This window comes from Pseudomonas eucalypticola (genome assembly GCF_013374995.1).
GTDB lineage: Bacteria > Pseudomonadota > Gammaproteobacteria > Pseudomonadales > Pseudomonadaceae > Aquipseudomonas > Aquipseudomonas eucalypticola.
Genome location: NZ_CP056030.1, coordinates 636,902 through 654,304, shown reverse-complemented (window position 1 = coordinate 654,304; position 17,403 = coordinate 636,902). Strand labels below are relative to the sequence as shown.

Annotated in this window: 18 protein-coding genes; 11 read left to right on the top strand and 7 right to left on the bottom strand. The window is 61.8% G+C overall.

The window, feature by feature from the left end:
- Positions 1-76 precede the first annotated feature (76 nt).
- Both osmE and HWQ56_RS02985 read left to right on the top strand, forming a co-directional pair.
- Positions 77-424, top strand: coding sequence for an osmotically-inducible lipoprotein OsmE (gene osmE / locus HWQ56_RS02990; protein ID WP_158158629.1), 348 nt, complete (start codon positions 77-79; stop codon positions 422-424).
- Positions 425-565: 141 nt separating this feature from the next.
- Positions 566-1,093, top strand: a complete 528-nt coding sequence (locus HWQ56_RS02985) for a ferritin-like domain-containing protein (protein WP_158158630.1) — start codon at positions 566-568, stop codon at positions 1,091-1,093.
- A gap of 151 nt (positions 1,094-1,244) precedes the next feature.
- On the opposite strand, the gene HWQ56_RS02980 is transcribed toward HWQ56_RS02985, so the two are convergent.
- Positions 1,245-3,320: an AsmA family protein gene (locus HWQ56_RS02980; RefSeq protein ID WP_176569745.1), complete on the bottom strand. Its 2,076-nt coding sequence runs from the start codon at positions 3,318-3,320 to the stop codon at positions 1,245-1,247.
- Positions 3,321-3,655: 335 nt separating this feature from the next.
- Here HWQ56_RS02980 and HWQ56_RS02975 point away from each other — a divergent pair, with 335 nt between their 5' ends.
- The 8 genes from HWQ56_RS02975 (at position 3,656) to HWQ56_RS02940 (ending at position 9,147) form a co-directional block, all read left to right on the top strand.
- A complete protein-coding gene (locus HWQ56_RS02975) occupies positions 3,656-4,024 on the top strand; it encodes a hypothetical protein (protein ID WP_176569744.1) in 369 nt (122 codons plus the stop codon).
- 99 nt (positions 4,025-4,123) lie between these two features.
- A complete protein-coding gene (locus tag HWQ56_RS02970) occupies positions 4,124-4,759 on the top strand; it encodes a TetR family transcriptional regulator (RefSeq protein ID WP_176569743.1) in 636 nt (211 codons plus the stop codon).
- Positions 4,760-4,907: 148 nt separating this feature from the next.
- Entirely contained in the window at positions 4,908-5,408 is a 501-nt protein-coding gene (gene ureE, locus HWQ56_RS02965; RefSeq protein ID WP_158154359.1) for an urease accessory protein UreE, read from the top strand.
- Positions 5,405-6,079 carry an urease accessory protein UreF gene (locus HWQ56_RS02960; RefSeq protein ID WP_176569742.1) on the top strand — a complete coding sequence of 225 codons (675 nt, stop codon included), beginning with the start codon at positions 5,405-5,407 and terminating at the stop codon, positions 6,077-6,079. The genes ureE and HWQ56_RS02960 overlap by 4 nt, the downstream gene beginning before the upstream one ends.
- Before the next feature lie 12 nt (positions 6,080-6,091).
- Complete coding sequence (gene ureG, locus HWQ56_RS02955; protein ID WP_158154357.1) at positions 6,092-6,706, top strand: urease accessory protein UreG; 615 nt, start codon at positions 6,092-6,094, stop codon at positions 6,704-6,706.
- Between the two features lie 50 nt (positions 6,707-6,756).
- Positions 6,757-7,329, top strand: a complete 573-nt coding sequence (locus HWQ56_RS02950) for a HupE/UreJ family protein (protein ID WP_158154356.1) — start codon at positions 6,757-6,759, stop codon at positions 7,327-7,329.
- Between the two features lie 146 nt (positions 7,330-7,475).
- Positions 7,476-7,928: a hypothetical protein gene (locus HWQ56_RS02945; RefSeq protein ID WP_176569741.1), complete on the top strand. Its 453-nt coding sequence runs from the start codon at positions 7,476-7,478 to the stop codon at positions 7,926-7,928.
- 130 nt (positions 7,929-8,058) lie between these two features.
- Positions 8,059-9,147 carry an AGE family epimerase/isomerase gene (locus tag HWQ56_RS02940; RefSeq protein ID WP_176569740.1) on the top strand — a complete coding sequence of 363 codons (1,089 nt, stop codon included), beginning with the start codon at positions 8,059-8,061 and terminating at the stop codon, positions 9,145-9,147.
- 8 nt (positions 9,148-9,155) lie between these two features.
- Here the strand turns inward: HWQ56_RS02940 and HWQ56_RS02935 are convergent, their stop codons facing one another.
- The 6 genes from HWQ56_RS02935 to HWQ56_RS02910 form a co-directional block, all read right to left on the bottom strand.
- A complete protein-coding gene (locus HWQ56_RS02935; protein WP_158154354.1) occupies positions 9,156-9,923 on the bottom strand; it encodes an SDR family oxidoreductase in 768 nt (255 codons plus the stop codon).
- 673 nt (positions 9,924-10,596) lie between these two features.
- The gene (locus HWQ56_RS02930; protein ID WP_158154353.1) at positions 10,597-11,313 is read right to left on the bottom strand and encodes an ABC transporter ATP-binding protein; all 717 of its coding nucleotides are present in this window, start codon (positions 11,311-11,313) and stop codon (positions 10,597-10,599) included.
- Positions 11,310-12,182, bottom strand: a complete 873-nt coding sequence (locus tag HWQ56_RS02925; protein ID WP_158154352.1) for an ABC transporter ATP-binding protein — start codon at positions 12,180-12,182, stop codon at positions 11,310-11,312. The genes HWQ56_RS02930 and HWQ56_RS02925 overlap by 4 nt, the downstream gene beginning before the upstream one ends.
- Entirely contained in the window at positions 12,179-13,462 is a 1,284-nt protein-coding gene (livM, locus tag HWQ56_RS02920; RefSeq protein WP_158154351.1) for a high-affinity branched-chain amino acid ABC transporter permease LivM, read from the bottom strand. Before livM ends, HWQ56_RS02925 begins: the two co-directional genes overlap by 4 nt.
- 2 nt (positions 13,463-13,464) lie before the next feature.
- Positions 13,465-14,379 carry an ABC transporter permease subunit gene (locus HWQ56_RS02915; RefSeq protein ID WP_176572326.1) on the bottom strand — a complete coding sequence of 305 codons (915 nt, stop codon included), beginning with the start codon at positions 14,377-14,379 and terminating at the stop codon, positions 13,465-13,467.
- A 168-nt stretch (positions 14,380-14,547) separates the two neighbouring features.
- Positions 14,548-15,687 carry an ABC transporter substrate-binding protein gene (locus tag HWQ56_RS02910; protein ID WP_176569739.1) on the bottom strand — a complete coding sequence of 380 codons (1,140 nt, stop codon included), beginning with the start codon at positions 15,685-15,687 and terminating at the stop codon, positions 14,548-14,550.
- A gap of 510 nt (positions 15,688-16,197) precedes the next feature.
- Between HWQ56_RS02910 and pncB the strand changes: the two genes are divergently transcribed.
- Positions 16,198-17,397, top strand: a complete 1,200-nt coding sequence (gene pncB, locus HWQ56_RS02905) for a nicotinate phosphoribosyltransferase (RefSeq protein WP_176569738.1) — start codon at positions 16,198-16,200, stop codon at positions 17,395-17,397.
- Positions 17,398-17,403: the final 6 nt, after the last annotated feature.

The window sequence follows — 17,403 nt, the reverse complement described above, 5'->3', positions numbered from 1 at the left end:
ACATCGAACCTTCGGACAACGCCGTTGCTCAAAGTATTACGGGGCCACTATTGGCTCATTCGAAGGAGCGACACCTATGTACAAGCAAACCCTGGCCGCTGCGTGCGTACTGGCTTCGCTGGCTGGCTGCGCCAACACCAAGGTCGAAAACCCGGTGGACTTCGTCACCTATCGCAATGAACCGCTGGTCAAGCAAGTGGATAACGGCATGACCATGCAACAGGTCATCGCCATTGGCGGCACACCGTCTTCGGTGGTCGACGGCAATGGCAAGACCACCGCCGGCACCTGCAACAACTACGTGCTCAATACCGATGGCAAGCAACAGGCCTACTACGTCAGCTTTGACGCCAGCGGCCATGTGGACAGCAAGGGCTTCATGACCTGCGACCAGCGCAAGGCCAACGTCAAGGCCATGCCCTGACGTCGGTGCGCAGCAAGCCCGATAAAACTTTCCGGCCTGCCGCGCACTCACAACCTCTGAACCGATCGGGCCGGGCCCCCAGTTGACGGGGGGCGATAGAGCCCGACGGCCCCAACCGTACCGAATAGCCTGGAGATTGCCATGAGTATTGCAACGATCGACAAGAACACCCTGCGTGATCGCGCTCGCCAGAACGTGGACAACGGCGCAGTGACCGAAGGCTATGAAGGCGACCGCGAGGAAGTCATCCGCCTGCTCAACGACTCGCTGGCCACGGAGCTGGTGTGCGTGCTGCGCTACAAACGCCATTACTACATGGCCAAGGGCGTCAAGGCCCAGGTAGCGGCCTCGGAATTCCTGGAGCACGCCACCCAGGAAGCCGAACATGCCGACAAGCTGGCTGAACGCATCGTGCAACTGGGCGGTGAGCCGGACTTCAACCCTGACAGCCTCAGCGGCCGTTCCCATGCCGAATACAAGCCGGGCAGCACCCTGAAGGAAATGGTCTACGAAGACCTGGTGGCCGAGCGCATCGCCATCGACAGCTATCGCGAGATCATCCAGTACATCGGCGACAAGGACCCTACCACCCGCCGAGTATTCGAAGACATTTTGGCCCAGGAAGAAGAACACGCCGACGACATGGCGGATATCCTCGAAGGGCTGTAAGGCTTTTCGTGATACCAAGGGGCCGGGAAACCGGTCCTTTTTTTGCCTTGAAATCTTGAAATAGTGGTGCCTGGTTCCCGAGCTTCGCCCGGTCCCACAGAGGCGCGGCTACCGACTCTGCGGGGAACGGGGCACGGTGGGGCTTATGCGATCAATGTGTGCTCTGGACCGTCTTCGGCGCCTTGCCTGCCTTCATTTGTTCCAGCAACGGCGTGCACTGATTGGGCTCGCCACCACTGGGCGCCACCAGCGCCAACAGCCCGGCTGCCGGCGCCGCTACCACGCCCAGGGCAACCATGCCGGCCCCACGCAGCAGCAACGGCACCGCCTGCACCCCGGCGCTGGGCTTGGCGAACGGGCCACGCACGTAAAGCGGCGAACGCAGCGACAGCAGGCGGAAACCCTTGGACTCGGGGTTGATCTTCAAGTCCAGCTGCTCGGTCTTGAAGTTGACGGTGCCGTCCACATAAATGATCGCGTTCTCGGTATCGAACACAATCAAGCGCGGCGTAGCCAGGCCGTCCTTGATGCCCAGGTCGGCGGCAGCGCAGTTGATCTTCACGTCGTTGTCGCCAAAGATCTTGCCCACCACGTAGTTGCCCACGTTGAGGCCGGCAATCTCCATCAGGCCACGGCTGATGGCGCCGTCGTTGATCAGGAGCTTCAGGTTACCGTTGGAGCTGCCCAACAGTGCGGACACCGAGTTGCCAGTACCACTGATGTCGGCATCGCCGTTGAGTTGGCCAAAACTGGTTTTCATCGGTTCGAAGGTCGGGAACAACTGCTTGAGCTTGAAGCCCCGCGCGGTCAGCTTGGCATGGCCCTGCAGGGGCGTGGTGCGGCCATTGAGACCGATCTGCGCATCCAGGTTGCCGCCGGCAACACCGAAACGCAGCGGTTCCAGGTTCAGTTGCCCATCGTTGAGTACCACATGGGTGTACAGGTCGGTGAACGGCAGGTCCTTGCTCTGCACGATTTTCTTGCCGGTGAATTCCACATCGGCGTCCATGGCGCGCCAACGGTCAGTGCGGAACTCCTCGACCGGCAGCACCTTGCCGGCCGGCTGCTTGCTTTCACTGCCGCGGGCCGCCTGCTTGGCGTTCGAGTCGGCGCCGATCAATGGCGCAAGGTCAGTGAACAGCAGTTGGTTGGATACTAGCTTACCGCTGAGCTTGGGCCGCGGCTGGCTGGCAACGAAGGCCAGGTCACCGTGGATGTCGCTGTTGCCGATCTTGCCGTTGAAGCTCTGGTATTCGAAGCTCGCGCCCGTAGGCTCATGCAGTTTGGCTTGCAGGTGGCCGTCGGTGGAGTACGGCGGCGAGTCGGGAAGCGTCACGCCGGTCAGCGGGTAGAGCTTGCTCAGGCTGGCACCTTCGAGCTTGAGGCGCAGGTCCAGGGCCCCCAGGTTGCGCGGGTCGGTCAGCGTACCGGCAACGGCGACATGGGTGTCGGCGATGCGCACATCTGCCTGCACCGGAAAGGGTTGCGCAGCGTCCTGCAAGGCCAGCAGTCCGCCGATCTTGCCGGTGCCGTTGACGGGCTGATCTTTGTATCGGCCCGTTACCTTGAACCCGAAAGCGTAGTCCTGGGCAGTCGCGCCCTGGTCGGTCACCTTCTTCGCCGCGCCGCTGCCAACGATATCGCTGAACGGAATGGGCTTGCCCAGGGGGTCGATCAGCACGTCGGCGTGGGCCTTGAGGGTCACGTCGTCATACACCACATGGCCCTTGTCGAAACCGATGGCTCCAATGTCCATGACCCATTTCGACGGCTCGGCGTCAGGGTCTTTAGGGCCGAAGTCGAAAGTCCAGTTGGCGCGGCCGTCAGCCAGGCGCTGCAGGTTGGCGTCCGGCTGGGTCAGGTCGATACGCGGGATGACGATGCGCTCGGCCAGCAGCGGCAATGGCGACAGGCGGAACTCCACGCGCTTGAGGCCAACCATTTGTGGTTCCTTGGACCACTCCGGGTTGCCCAGGGTCAGGTCTTCAGCAACGAAATGGGGCCATGGCACCCATGCCCGCCAGCCGCCTTCCTGGGGCTCGCGGGCCCACAGTACGTCAAGGTTGCCATTAATGGCGAACGGCCTGTGCAAGGCCTCCGACACCTTGGCATTGAGCGTCGGCTTCACGCGGTTCCAGTCAAAAGTGGCGATGACCACCACTAATACGGCGATCAGCACCACCAGGGTGCCAACTATCCAGGCCAGGATCTTGCGAGGGCGCGTCATGCACGAATCTCCAAATGACAGCGGGGCCGCCTGCGGCGGGGCGCTCGGTTACAGCATTACCTTCTAGGACTGGCAAAGCGGCCATGGGTTTAACCCGATTTGTGAAATCGGCCGGCCCATGCATCGGCGGGTAGGTTCCACAACAGCGCACAGCCGGCGAAAAATCCCTGGCATGGTGCACCTGAAACCGCCCTAAGGCGTTGATTTACAAGCCTGCGGATGAACAATCAATTTGGTTGATTCTTACCATTGCCTATATGAACTTTTATATCTAATTCTCAAGAGTAGCATTGGCTTCGTACCCACTTTTCAGCCCTCCAAAGGAGCGCCAAACCATGAAACGCCAATTGCTGCTGACCCTGACCCTTTCCGTACTGGCCGCCAACGTATTCGCCGCGGGTAATGTTCAACCTGCTATCACCCAGCACAGCGCTGCCGTGATGGTCGCCCAGGATGGCTCGGACCGTACCCTGAACCGCGTCGCTCAAGACGGTTCCGACCGTACCCTGAACCGCGTCGCTCAAGACGGTTCCGACCGCACCCTGAACCGCGTTGCCCAGGACGGCTCCGACCGTACCCTGAACCGCGTTGCTCAGGACGGTTCGGATCGCACCTTGAACCGCGTCAGCCAGGCTTCTTCGAACAGCACTATGCTGCAAGTGGCACAAGACGGTTCCGACCGCACCCTGAACCGCGCCAGCTAAGCCTTGGCCGCCCTGAAAAAAGCCCGGACCCTGCGCCGGGCTTTGATTTTTCCGCCGATTTGCTAGAGTGCTGCGCTGCCCTTCAAAGAATTCCGCACCATGCTTGCCCGCGCCGAACAGAAACAGCAGACCCGCCACGCCCTCCTCAACGCCGCCCGGCAGTTGATCGACGCGGGGCGCGGATTCGGTAGCATCAGCCTGCGCGAAGTGGCCAAGGCCGCGGGTATCGTGCCTACCGGCTTCTATCGCCATTTCGATGACATGGACCAACTGGGCCTGGCGTTGGTCAGCGAAGTGGGCGAGACCTTCCGCGATACGATCCGCCGCGTGCGCCGCAACGAATTCGAGCTTGGCGGCCTTACCGACGCTTCCGTGCGTATTTTCCTGGACAGTGTGGCGGCCAACCGTTCGCAGTTTCTGTTTCTGGCCCGTGAGCAGTACGGCGATTCGCGCCCGGTCCGCCAAGCACTGACTTGCCTGCGCGACGCCATCAGTTCTGACCTGGCCGCTGACCTGGCGTTGATGCCCAAGTGGCAACACCTGGACCACGCTGCCTTGGCGGTCATGGCCGACCTCGTGGTCAAGACCGTGTTCGCCACCCTCCCGGAACTGATCGACACCCCGGCCGAGCGCCACCCATTGCAACTGTCCCCCCAAGCGAAGATCACCCAGCAACTGCGCTTCATCTTCATGGGCGCCAAGCACTGGCAGGGCCTTAGCAGCATTGACGACTGAACCAAGTTGGTGCCACATACCGGCATGCGCACCAATTTGTATCAATTTGTTGCCCAAAGTTCTGGCACAGGGCCGGCATTTGCAGCGCTAGCATGTTGGCAAGACACTTGCTGTCAGCACTTCATCGCACACAGCCGGATGCCTGAAAATGCTGGTGATCCACCGCAGAACCGAGCCAAAACCTGACTGGTCGGCCGAATTACACCTGAATTTCGAAGCCCGCAGCAAAAGCCGCCTGCGCTGTTTTAGTGCCGATGGCGAGGACGTCGGACTATTCCTCGAACGCGGTCAGCCGCCCTTGCATGATGGCGAATGCCTGGAAGCGCAGGACGGGCGCATCGTCAAAGTGGTCGCGCGCCCCGAAGCCCTGCTGCATGTCACCTGCGCCAACGCCTTCGAACTGACTCGCGCTGCCTACCACCTGGGTAACCGCCATGTGGCCCTGCAAGTGGGCGACGGCTGGCTGCGCCTGCTGGACGACTACGTGCTCAAGGCCATGCTCGAACAACTGGGCGCGCGCACCGAAGCCATCGAAGCTCCCTTCCAGCCCGAGCATGGCGCCTACGGCGGCGGCCACCATCATTCGCGCGCAGGCGAGGAAGACTTCAATTACGCGCCCAAACTGCATCAATTCGGCGTGCGTACATGAACCCGGCCTGGGCCCTGCTGCGTCTGGCCAGCCCACAACTGCCCATCGGTGGCTACAGCTATTCCCAAGGCCTGGAAATGGCCGTGGAACAGGGCACGGTGAAGCAGGCCGACGACGCACGGCGCTGGATCAGCGACCAACTGTTGCTCAACCTGGCGCGCTTCGAAGCCCCGTTGCTGCTGGCCCATTGCCAGGCTGCGGCCAGCGGTGACTGGGCTGCGCTGCGCACGCTCAGCGATGAGCACCGCGCCAGCCGCGAAACCCGGGAAATGGCCCAGGAAAGCCGGCAAATGGGCTATTCGCTCAAGCAACTGCTCGATGGCCTGCCCGAACTGGATGCCGCCGCCAGGGACTTCCTCGCGGCCACCGCCGAACCACACCTGGCCCTTGGCTGGGCCCTGGCGGCCCGCGCCTGGCAGATCAGCCCCGCCGATGCCCTGGCCGCGTGGCTGTGGAGCTGGCTGGAAAACCAGTTGGCGGTACTGATGAAAACCCTGCCCCTGGGCCAGCAAGCCGCACAGCGACTGACCAGCCAACTGCTGCCTTTGCTGCAGCAAGCGCAGCAGCACGCCACTGAACTTGACCCCCACCACTATGGCAGCGCCGCCTTCGGCCTGTCCCTGGCGAGCATGGCCCATGAGCGCCAGTACAGCCGCCTGTTCCGTTCCTAGGAGATGACAACCATGAATACCCAGCCCCTGCGTGTCGGCATTGGCGGCCCGGTCGGTTCCGGCAAGACCGCCCTGACCCTGGCCCTGTGCCTGGCGTTGCGCGAGCGCTACAACCTGGCCGTGGTCACCAACGACATCTACACCCGCGAAGACGCCGACTTTCTGGTGCGCAACGAGGCCCTGGCGCCCGAGCGCATCATCGGCGTGGAAACCGGCGGCTGCCCGCACACCGCCATTCGCGAGGATGCCTCCATCAACCTGGAGGCCGTGGACCAACTCAACCGCCGTTTCCCCGGCCTGGACCTGATTCTGGTGGAGTCGGGCGGCGACAACCTCTCGGCCACCTTCAGCCCCGAACTATCGGACCTGACCCTCTACGTGATCGATGTGTCGGCCGGCGACAAGCTGCCACGCAAGGGCGGCCCGGGCATCTGCAAATCCGACCTGCTGGTGATCAACAAGATCGACCTGGCCCCCCTGGTCGGCGCGTCTCTGGAAATGATGGACAGCGACACCCGCCGCATGCGCGGCGACAAGCCGTTCGTGTTCAGCAACCAGAAGACCGGCCAGGGCCTTGAAGCCATCATCGCCTTCATCGAGCGCCAGGGCCTGCTGACCGCTGCCTGATCGCTCACTCGCCAAAGGGCGCACCTGCCAATCAACAAGGAAGCCAACCAATGACCCTGAAAAAACTCTTCGGCGCCGCCGTCCTGCTGCTCACCCCCGCCCTGGCCTTCGCCCACCCCGGCCACGGTGAACACGGTATCGTCGCCGGTGTGCTGCACCCGCTGACCGGCATCGACCACCTGCTGGCCATGCTCGCCGTCGGCCTGTGGGCCGCGCAGCAGACCGGCAACGCCCGCTGGGCCCTGCCCTGCACCTTCGTCGGCACCATGCTGATCGGCGGCCTGCTGGGTTTCGAAGGGCTTGAGCTGCCGGGCCTGGAGAGCGGTATCGCCGCCTCGGTACTGGCCCTGGGCCTGGCCGTGGCCTTGGCGATTCGCCCACCGGTCGCGCTGGCCGTCGGCGCCACCGCGCTGTTCGCGCTGTTCCATGGCGTTGCCCACGGCCTGGAGTTGCCGGAAATGTCCAGCCCATGGGCCTACGCTGCCGGCTTCGTCGCTGCCACCGCTGCCCTGCATGCCGTGGGCTACGCCGTGGTGCGCGTGCTGCCCCAGGCCGCCAGCCCGCTGGTACGCGTGGCCGGGGCCCTGTCGGCACTGACCGGCGCCTGGCTGCTGGCTGGCTGACCCCGTCCGATCCGCTTGAAAGCCGGGTGGCCTACACCCGGTAATTACCGTGCTTACTGTCAAAAGTACCAGTTGTGATCCCGGGCGCGTTGGATCCTAAATCACCTGGCAGCATGAGCTGCTTCATCTGGGCAGGAGATTCCACCATGGCACAGCCAAATTGGGACGATACGTTACCGGCACCTGATATTTGGGGGGTGATCGACGGAGAGTTGGACATCAAATTCTTCGATGACATGAACGATCAAGATGCTTCAACGGCATTTGCAATCAATCCATTTCAAGGGGAACCTGATAGCTGGATGTATTTACGGATGTTTGCCGTCAAGGATGGCATACGGGACATTGTCTGGGCTGCACACATGGCGGCAAGTGGCAGTTTCAGCTCGCTCTGGGTTGCACTGCATAATACGCTGTTTCGGCCGTTGGTCGAACACGGCGGTAGTACCCCTCTAGTCTTTGACTATTACATAATCAAAAAAGCCCCGATAGATAAAAGGAAAGGGATTTCGCCGAGCCGCTTGGCTGCCGACTTGGCCGAGCATAAAAATATCCTGCCATCTCCAGAGAAATGCGTATTGCTGACTTGGAAAAAGTAGGCTTGGCGCCCGCCCTGACATGACTGGCAGGGCGGGCCCGCCCCCTCCCACAAATCGAACCGGGCGCCACTTCAAACTGATCTGATACCATGTCGCCCCGACGTTCAGACCGCCGTGACGACTTTTCCTCATGCCAGAAGCTGCTTCCCTCTCCCCTGCCTTCACCGCTGTGCATGAGCACTTCCTGAAGACCATCGTGCCCCTGTGGCAAGGCCCAGGCTGGAACGCCGAACTGGCGCTACCCTACGAGGCCCTGGACCCGCAGCAGCGGCCCATGCCCGTGCAGCGCTACCGTGCCATGGCCTGTGCCCGGCAGTTGTACCTGTTCTCGACATTGGCTGACGTGCCTGGCGCCCGTGAGCACGCGGCGGCGCTGTTCCGTTCGCTGCAGAAGCACTTCCATGACGCCGAGCATGGCGGCTGGTTCTACAGCATCGACGCCCAGGCCCGGCCACTGGACCGCAGCAAGGACCTGTATACCCACGCCTTCATCATCTTCGCCTGTGCCCATTACTGGCAGCAGTCTCGCGACCCGCTGGCCGAGTCGGTGCTGGATGCTGCGTTGAGCGTGGTGGCCACGCAGTTTTCCACAGGCGATGGCCTGTACGAGGCCGTGCTGGGTGAGGATTGGTCGGCACAGGGCACAGGGCCGTTGCAAAACCCATTGATGCACTTGGCCGAGGCCTTTCTGGCCACTTTGGCAGTGCGCGAGGACGGCGCCGTGGAAGCCGCCCTGGTAGACCTGTGCCTGGCCATGCAAGTGCGCTTCGTCGACCCGGCGTCTGGTTTTCTGATGGAAAAACCGTGCGGGGCTGTGGATAACTGGTGGGAGCCAGGCCATCAGTTCGAGTGGTTCTACCTGCTGGAGTCGTCGACACTACTCAAGGGCAGTGAACTGCACAGCTCACTGGAGGCGGCGTTCGCCCCTTCGCAGCGGATGGGCGTACGGGCCGGCGGCGTGCTGGCGATGCTGGACGTCGACGGCGGCGTGCGTGATGGTACCCAGCGTATCTGGGCCCAGGCCGAATACCTGCGGGCATTGACCCTGCGGGCCGGGGGTGACGTAGCCAGCCAGGTGCAGGTGCTGCGCGAGCGCTTCCTGCACGAAAGCGGCTGGTACGAGTGCCGTGATGCCAGCGGCACGGTGAGCCGGCTGGACATGCCGTCGACCACCCCGTACCACCTGGCAACCTGTTATCAGGCCTTAGCCCGGCACTGAAGCGCCCGTCAGGCTTTGTGCGGCCGCTCGATGGCGAAGCCTGCCCAGCTCTGAGTGACGGGCATCAGCTCCAGGCTGTTGATGTTGACGTGGGCAGGCGTGTTCAGGATCCAGAAGATGGTGTCGGCGATATCCTGCGGCTGGATCGGCTCGGCACCCGCGTAGGTGGCGTCATAGCGCGCCTGGTCGCCATTGAAGCGCACCAGCGAAAATTCGCTTTCGCACAGGCCCGGCTCCAGGTTGGTCACGCGCACGCCGGTGCCTTGCAGGTCGCAGCGCAGGTTCAGCGAGAACTGTTTGACGAACGCCTTGGTGGCGCCATACACGTGGCTGCCCGGGTACGGATAGTTACCGGCCACCGAGCCCAGGTTGACGATGCTTGCACCGCGGCCTTGGGCGATCAGGCGTGGCAGCAGCAGGCGGGTGCTGTACATCAGGCCTTTGACGTTGGTGTCGACCATGGTGTCCCAGTCATCCAGGTCGCACTTGGGCGCGGGGTCGACACCCAGGGCCAGGCCGGCGTTGTTGATGAGGCCAGTCAGCTTGTCGAACTGCGGCGGCAGGTTGGCGATGGCTTCCTCCATCGCTTTGCGGTCGCGCACGTCCAGCACCAGCGCATGCACCTTGGTCTGCTTGGAAAGCTCTTCGCACAGGGCGTTCAAACGCTCCTCGCGGCGCCCGGTCAGCACCAGCGACCAGCCGGCCTCGGCAAAGCGACGGGCACAAGCTTCGCCAAACCCGGAAGTGGCGCCAGTGATAAACACGGTGGAAGTCATTGCATGCTCCTGGAACGGCTGGGAAAGATGATTTCAAAGCATGCCCGCGCTTGCCCGAGACGGCAAGTTAAAAGCCAGTGCTGTTCAAAAAATGATCGCCAGCCGCAAACCCTTGATCCTGCTGGGGCGCCGAAGCTTGTGCGCACCTTATCCACAGGGCCTTGCACAGTATCCGTGGGCAACTTCACGATGGACAAGCCCTCTTGGTGCGGGGGTTGTAGCCGCTTGTAAGGGGTTTTGGCCTTGACCGAACCAAGGCAATCATGCACCGCCGGGCTCTGCCAAGCGTGAGGGCGAATAGCAGGGATGGCGGCGGGCCAGCAACCACGGCCCTCAGCGCAGTCTTTCCAATGCTTGCCCACAGACTTATCCACAGGATTTTTCGGCCTTGACGAACGGTAAGCGACAGTGGATAAACCCTTGACAAACTGCCAGCCATGTCACCTTGAAACCCCTGATCAAATAATGATCACAGCTCTGCACGCCACGCCGATCAAGGCTCAGAGCAACCTACACCCAACTTACCCACAGCCCGTTCCACAATAAACGGGGACAAGTGCATTGCATGACAAAACAATGAATTAGGGCGGTTTTATGTCGCAGTAGGCGAGCAACGAAAAAGGGTTTTCCACAATGCTGTGGAAAACCCTTTTCTAGCGGCTGTTTCGAGCGGTCAATGGCCACCAAGGTAAGCGTTGCGCACCTCGTCATTGCTTAACAGCTCCCGCCCCGTGCCCGTCAGCCGGATCTCGCCGTTGACCATCACGTACGCCCGGTCCGACAGCTTCAGCGCGTGGTTGGCGTTCTGCTCCACCAGGAAGATGGTCATGCCCGACTTGGCCAGCTCGCGCAAGGTGCTGAAGATCTGTTTCACAACGATAGGCGCCAGGCCCAGCGACGGTTCGTCCAGCAGCAACAGCTTGGGCCGGCTCATCAGGGCCCGGGCGATGGCGAGCATTTGCTGCTCGCCGCCCGACATGGTCATGGCGCGCTGGTTGCGGCGTTCCTTGAGCCGGGGGAACAGGTCGAACATGCGCTGCATGTCTTCGCCGGCGAATTTGTCACCAATAGGGATGGTGCCCATCATCAGGTTTTCTTCCACCGACATGTCCGGGAATACCCGCCGGCCTTCCGGCGACTGGGCAATGCCGTTGGAGGCGATGTAGTGGGACGACTTCCTGGTGATGTCGGTACCCTGGTAGATGATCTGCCCGGCCGCGGCGCGCGGTTGGCCAAAGATGGACATCAACAGGGTCGACTTGCCCGCGCCGTTGGAGCCGATCAGGCTTACGGTCTCGCCTTCGTCGATGTGCAGCGAGACCTTCTTCAGCGCCTGGATGGGCCCGTAGAACACGTCGATCTCTTTCAGCTCGAGGATCGGGTTACTCATGCCAGCTCCTCTTCATCCGCGCCCAGGTAGGCGGCGATCACTTTCGGGTCGTTGCGGATCTGCTCCGGGCCGCCTTCGGCGATCACGTTGCCGTGGTCCAGCACCACGATATGGTCGGAAATACCCATGACCATGCCCATGTCGTGCTCGATCAGCACGATGGTCATGTCGTGCTCGTCGCGCAGCAGGCGGATCATGCCGCTCAGGGCCTCGGTTTCCTGCGGGTTGAGGCCGGCGGCCGGTTCGTCCAGGCAGATGACCTGGGGCCGCGTGCACATGGCGCGGGCGATTTCCAGGCGCCGCTGTTGGCCGTAGGAAAGCTCGCCGGCCAGGCGGTTGGCACAGTCCACGAGGTCGACCACTTCCAGCCAGTAGAACGCGGTATTGAGCGCATCCTCCTCGGCCTGGCGATACCCGCGGGTGTTGAGAATACCGGCCACCATGTTGCGGTTTACCCACATGTGCTGGGCCACCAGCAAGTTTTCCACCACCGACATTTCCCGGAACAGGCGAATGTTCTGGAAGGTGCGCGCCAGCCCGGCGCGGTTCACCAGGTGGGTGCCACCGAACATCTTGTAGTACAGGCGGCTGGCGAAACTGCGCGGCGAGACGAAGTCAGTGGGTTGGAAGGGTTCGCCCAGCAGCTTGATGACGTTGGTCTTGATGCCGCGGGTTTCCAGCTCGATGCGCCCGCCAGTCGCCTTGTAGAAGCCGGTCAGGCAGTTGAACACCGTGGTCTTGCCGGCCCCATTGGGGCCGATCAGGGCAAAGATCGAATTGCGCTTGACCTTCAGGCTGACATCGCTAAGGGCCTTGATGCCACCGAAGTGCATCATCAGTTTTTCGACCGTGAGTACGTATTCACTCATGGCGCCACTCCTTTACGCGGAACCACACCAGCGCGGCTGATGCGAATCAGGCCACGCGGTCTCCAGATCATCATCAGCACCATCAGCACGCCAAACAGCAGCACCCGGTACTCGGCGAACGAACGCAGCAGCTCGGGTGCCACGGTCAGCACGAATGCGGCGATCACCACCCCGACCGTGGAGCCCATGCCGCCCAGCACCACAATGGCCAGGATCAACGCAGACTCGAAGAAGGTAAATGAGGTGGGGTTGACGAAGCCCTGGTAACTGGCGAAAAACACGCCGGCAAGCCCCGCGGTAGACGCCCCGAGGGTGAAGGCCGAGAGTTTCACCAGTACGTGGTTCAGGCCCATGGCCCGGCAGGCGATCTCATCTTCGCGCAGGGCTTCCCAGGCACGGCCCACTGGCATGCGGGTCAGGCGGTGCTTGATGTACAGCACACCGATCACCACCAGGAACAGCACGGCGTAGATGAAGACGAATTTCAGGTCGGGGTTGTAGTCGATGTGCAGGAATTCGTGGATGGGCACGCCGCCCTCCTTGGCCCGCCGGCCGAACTCCAGGCCCAGGAAGGTCGGGGATGGCACCGGCACACCGTTCGGGCCACCGGTGAACGACAGCCAGTTGTTCAGCACCAACCGAATGATTTCACCGAAGCCCAGGGTGACGATGGCCAGGTAGTCGCCATGCATCCTCAACACCGGGAAACCCAATATGCACCCGGCGAACGCCGCCGCCAGGGCTGCCAGTGGCAGGGCCGACCAGAAGCCCAGGCCCAGGTACTGGTAGCCCAGCGCCAGGCCATAGGCGCCAATGGCATAGAAGGCCACGTACCCCAGGTCGAGCAGGCCCGCCAGGCCTACCACGATGTTCAGGCCCAGGCCCAGCAGCACGTAGATGAGCCCGAGGATGACGATGGTCAGCACGTATTTGTTGGCAAACGCCGGGAAGACGATAGCCAGCACGATCACCAGCGGGATCACCCAGCGCAGCGCTGACTTGTGCCCCGGTGCCAGCACATGCACGCCCGAACCGCCACGTTCCATACCCTGGGACAGGCGTGCCCCACGCGGCGTCTGCAGAAACAGGCTGATCAGGAAACGTCCTGCCGCAACGGCCAGCACCAGCCAGGCAACGCGAGTCGGTTGCAGGTTGAAGCTGTAGCCTTGCAGCACGACGCCAACGATGGGGCCGAACACGATCAGCGCCAGCAGCCCGGCAATGACTGCGTCGATCAGGCTTTGCTTGATATCGATTGGTTTGATTGGGGCAGCAGACATAGTTATACCTTCGCCACGAGTGGGCGACCCAGCAGGCCTTGGGGTCGGAAGATCAGAATCAGCACCAGCAGGGCGAAGCTGAACACGTCTTTGTAGTCAGAATTGATCAGGCCCGAGAACTGCGACTCGGCAACGCCCAGGATCAAGCCGCCGAGCATGGCCCCTGGCAGCGAGCCGATGCCGCCCAGCACCGCTGCGGTGAAGGCCTTGATGCCGATGATGAAGCCGGCGTAGAAGTCGAAGGTGCCGTAATTGACCGTGATCAGTACCCCGGCCAGCGCCGCCATGGCCGCGCCGATGATGAATACGTAGGAAATCACCCGGTCGGTGTTGATACCCAGGATCGACGCCATCTTGCGGTCTTGCTGGGTAGCCCGGCACATGCGGCCCAGCTTGGTGTACTTGATGATGTACGTCAGTGCCGCCATGCCGGCGAACGCGGCCACCAGGATGAACACCTTGGTGTAGGTGATCTGCACGAAGCCGGTGCCGATGTCGAAGCGCCAGCCACCACTGAGCAGCGTGGGCACGCCCTGCTGGTTGGGGCCCTGGGCGATCTGCGCGTAGTTCTGCAGAATCAGCGAGATGCCAATGGCGCTGATCAGCGGCGCTAGGCGCGTGGAGTTGCGCAGCGGCTTGTAGGCCACCCGCTCGATGACAAAACCGTAGACCCCGGTGACCACGATGGTGAACGCCAGCGTGCCGAGAATCAGGAAAGGGAAGGACTCGACACCGAAGAACGACAGTACCGCCAGGCCGATGGCAGCCAGGTAGGCGGAGATCATGTACACATCGCCATGGGCGAAGTTGATCATGCCGATGATGCCGTAGACCATGGTGTAGCCGATGGCAATCAAACCGTAGACCGACCCCAGGGTCAGGCCGTTGATCATTTGTTGCAGGAAAATACCATCCATCATGCACGCTCACGAACTTCTGGGCCGCACGGGTCCGCGCGGGCAAGCCAGGCCTGCCCACTCGGATACGAGCGGTAAATAAGAGAACTGACGGGGCCGGCTGACAACGAGCCGGACCCAGTTTGACCGGACTTGGGGATTACCCCCGCAAGCCGGTCCGACCTCATGTCATTTCTGCTTTTCGAGCTGGTGGTATTTGCCGTCCTTGTCCCACTGGTACACCACATAGTCGGAGACCTTCAGGTCGCCCTTGCTGTCCCAGGTCTTGGTGCCCATGACGGTCTTCACCGGGTTGGCCTTCAGCCATTTGGCGGCGTCTTCGCCCTTGTCAGACTTGGCACCGTTGAAGCCGGCGGCCAGGGCCTGGATCGACGCGTAGGCATACAGGGTGTAGCCTTCAGGCTCATAACCGGACTTGCGGAACTGGTCGACCACCGCCTTGCTGTCTGGCAGCAGGCGTGGGTCGGCACCGAAGGTCATGTACACGCCATCGACGTACTGGGCGCCGCCAGCGGTGGTCACCAGTTCGTCGGTGACCACGCCATCGTCGGACATGAACCTCACGTCCTTGAGGCCTGCTTCACGCAGTTGACGAACCAGTGGGCCGGCTTCTGGGTGCAGGCCGCCGAAATACACAACATCGGCGCCGGTGCCGCGTATCTTGGTCACCAAGGCGCTGAAATCTTTCTCGCCGCGAGTCAGGCCCTCTTCCAGTACCGGCTTGACGCCACGCTTGGTCAACTGCGCCGAGGTGGCGTCCGCGAGCCCTTTGCCGTAAGTGTCCTTGTCGTTGATAACTGCGACTTTCTTGCCCTTGAGCACATCAACGATGTAGTCCCCTGCGACCACGCCCTGCTGGTCGTCCCGGCCACACATGCGGAACATCGCGGTCAGACCGCGCTCAGTGACTGCCGGGTTGGTGGAGCCCGGCGTGATAGCAATGACCCCGGCATCGCCGTACACCTCGGACGCCGGAATGGTCGATGAGGAACAGAAGTGCCCGACCACACCCGCGACCTTGTCCTGGTCTGCCAGTTTGTTGGCCACCGCCACCGCCTGCTTCGGTTCGCAGGCATCATCGCCAGCCACCAGGATGATCTTGCCGCCATTCACGCCGCCGTGGGCGTTGATTTCATCAGCGGCGGCTTGCGCCCCCTTCATGTACTGCTCGCCGAACGATGCGTTGGCACCGGTCATTGGGCCCGCCACGCCGATCTTGATGTCGGCTGCCTGAACAAACGAAGAAACGCCCAGCGCAGTAGCGACCGCGAGAGCCAGAAAACCTTTCCTGTAAAACGTCTGCGACATGAGGTGGTGCTCCTGAGTTTTTTTGGTTGGCACTACAACTTCACAACTTCAGCAATTGCTCTGAGCAAGCGCCGTGCCAGCGATTTTTCAAACTGCGAAAAGTCGCGCCACTTTCCTCTGCAAGGGCCCTGCACCGTAGCCCCTGCGGGTCGTGCAACTGTCTGGAACGCGTTTGGTAGCACCCCGTTGCGAAAAAGGCGCAACCAATCGGTGCCATCATTGCAACCAGTTGGCAGGCAAGCGTGCAACCGACCTGTAACAAGGTGCGTAACCGAAGTGCACATCAGCGGTGCGCAATTGCTACGCGACGCACCATTACAGGCTAGCTGTTGTAAGAAATTTCGGAGAGTTAGTTAGGAAACTAGCTATACCGGTAGCGAAAACCCGGCGCCAGAGGCTTTCGCGCCAAACGCAAGCAGCGCGCAGGCGGGGCAAAACACTGGCAGAATGTACCTTTACTGTGCGCCACTACCGTTTCAGTCATGCCGCCAGGCCCAGTTGGAGCCCTCAATGAGCGAGAGCGTATTCGCTGATCGCATCGTGCAGAACCTGCTCGACACCGATTTGTACAAGCTGACCATGATGCAGGCCGTCCTGCACAACTACCCCAACGTCGAGGTGGAGTGGGAGTTTCGTTGCCGCAATGGCGAAGACTTGCGCCCTTACCTGGCGGAGATCCGCTACCAGATCGAGCGGTTGTGCGAACTGAGCCTGAGCAGCGACCAGCTGGGTTTCCTGGAACGCATCAATTTCATGAAGCCGGACTTCCTGCGTTTCCTGGGGCTGTTCCGCTTCAACCTGCGCTACTTGCAGACCAGCATTGAAAACGACCAGTTGAGCATTCGCTTGCGTGGCCCGTGGCTGCACGTGATCCTCTTCGAGGTGCCGCTGCTGGCCATCGTCAGCGAAGTGCGCAACCGCGTGCGTTACCGCGAAGTGACCCTGGGCCAGGCGCGGGAGCAGTTGTACCGCAAGTTCGACTGGTTGACGGCGCATGCCTCGGCTGATGAGCTGGCCGAACTGCAGGTGGCCGACTTCGGGACCCGCCGGCGCTTTTCCTACAAAGTGCAGGAAGAAGTCGTATCAGTGCTCAAGCATGACTTCCCAGGACGCTTCGTGGGCACCAGCAATGTGCACCTGGCGCGCGAGCTGGACATCAAGCCGCTGGGCACCATGGCCCACGAATGGATCATGGCGCACCAGCAACTCGGGCCGCGGCTGATCGACAGCCAGAGCGCCGCCCTGGATTGCTGGGTGCGTGAATACCGCGGGTTGCTGGGCATAGCGCTGACGGACTGCATCACCATGGATGCCTTCCTCAGTGACTTCGACCTGTACTTCGCGAAACTCTTCGATGGCTTGCGCCATGACTCGGGCGACCCGGTGATATGGGCGGAAAAAGCCATCGCCCATTACCAGGCGCTGGGCATAGACCCCATGAGCAAGACCCTGGTGTTTTCCGATGGGCTGAACCTGCCCAAATCCCTGGAGATTTTCCGCGCGCTGCGCGGGCGCATCAATGTCAGCTTTGGCATCGGCACCAACCTGACCTGCGACATCCCCGGGGTGGAGCCGATGAGCATCGTGCTGAAGATGACCGACTGCAATGGCCAGCCGGTGGCGAAGATCTCCGACGAAGCGGCGAAGACCCAGTGCCGGGACGAAAACTTCGTGGCGTACCTGCGGCATGTGTTCAAGGTCAAACCCTGACGCACC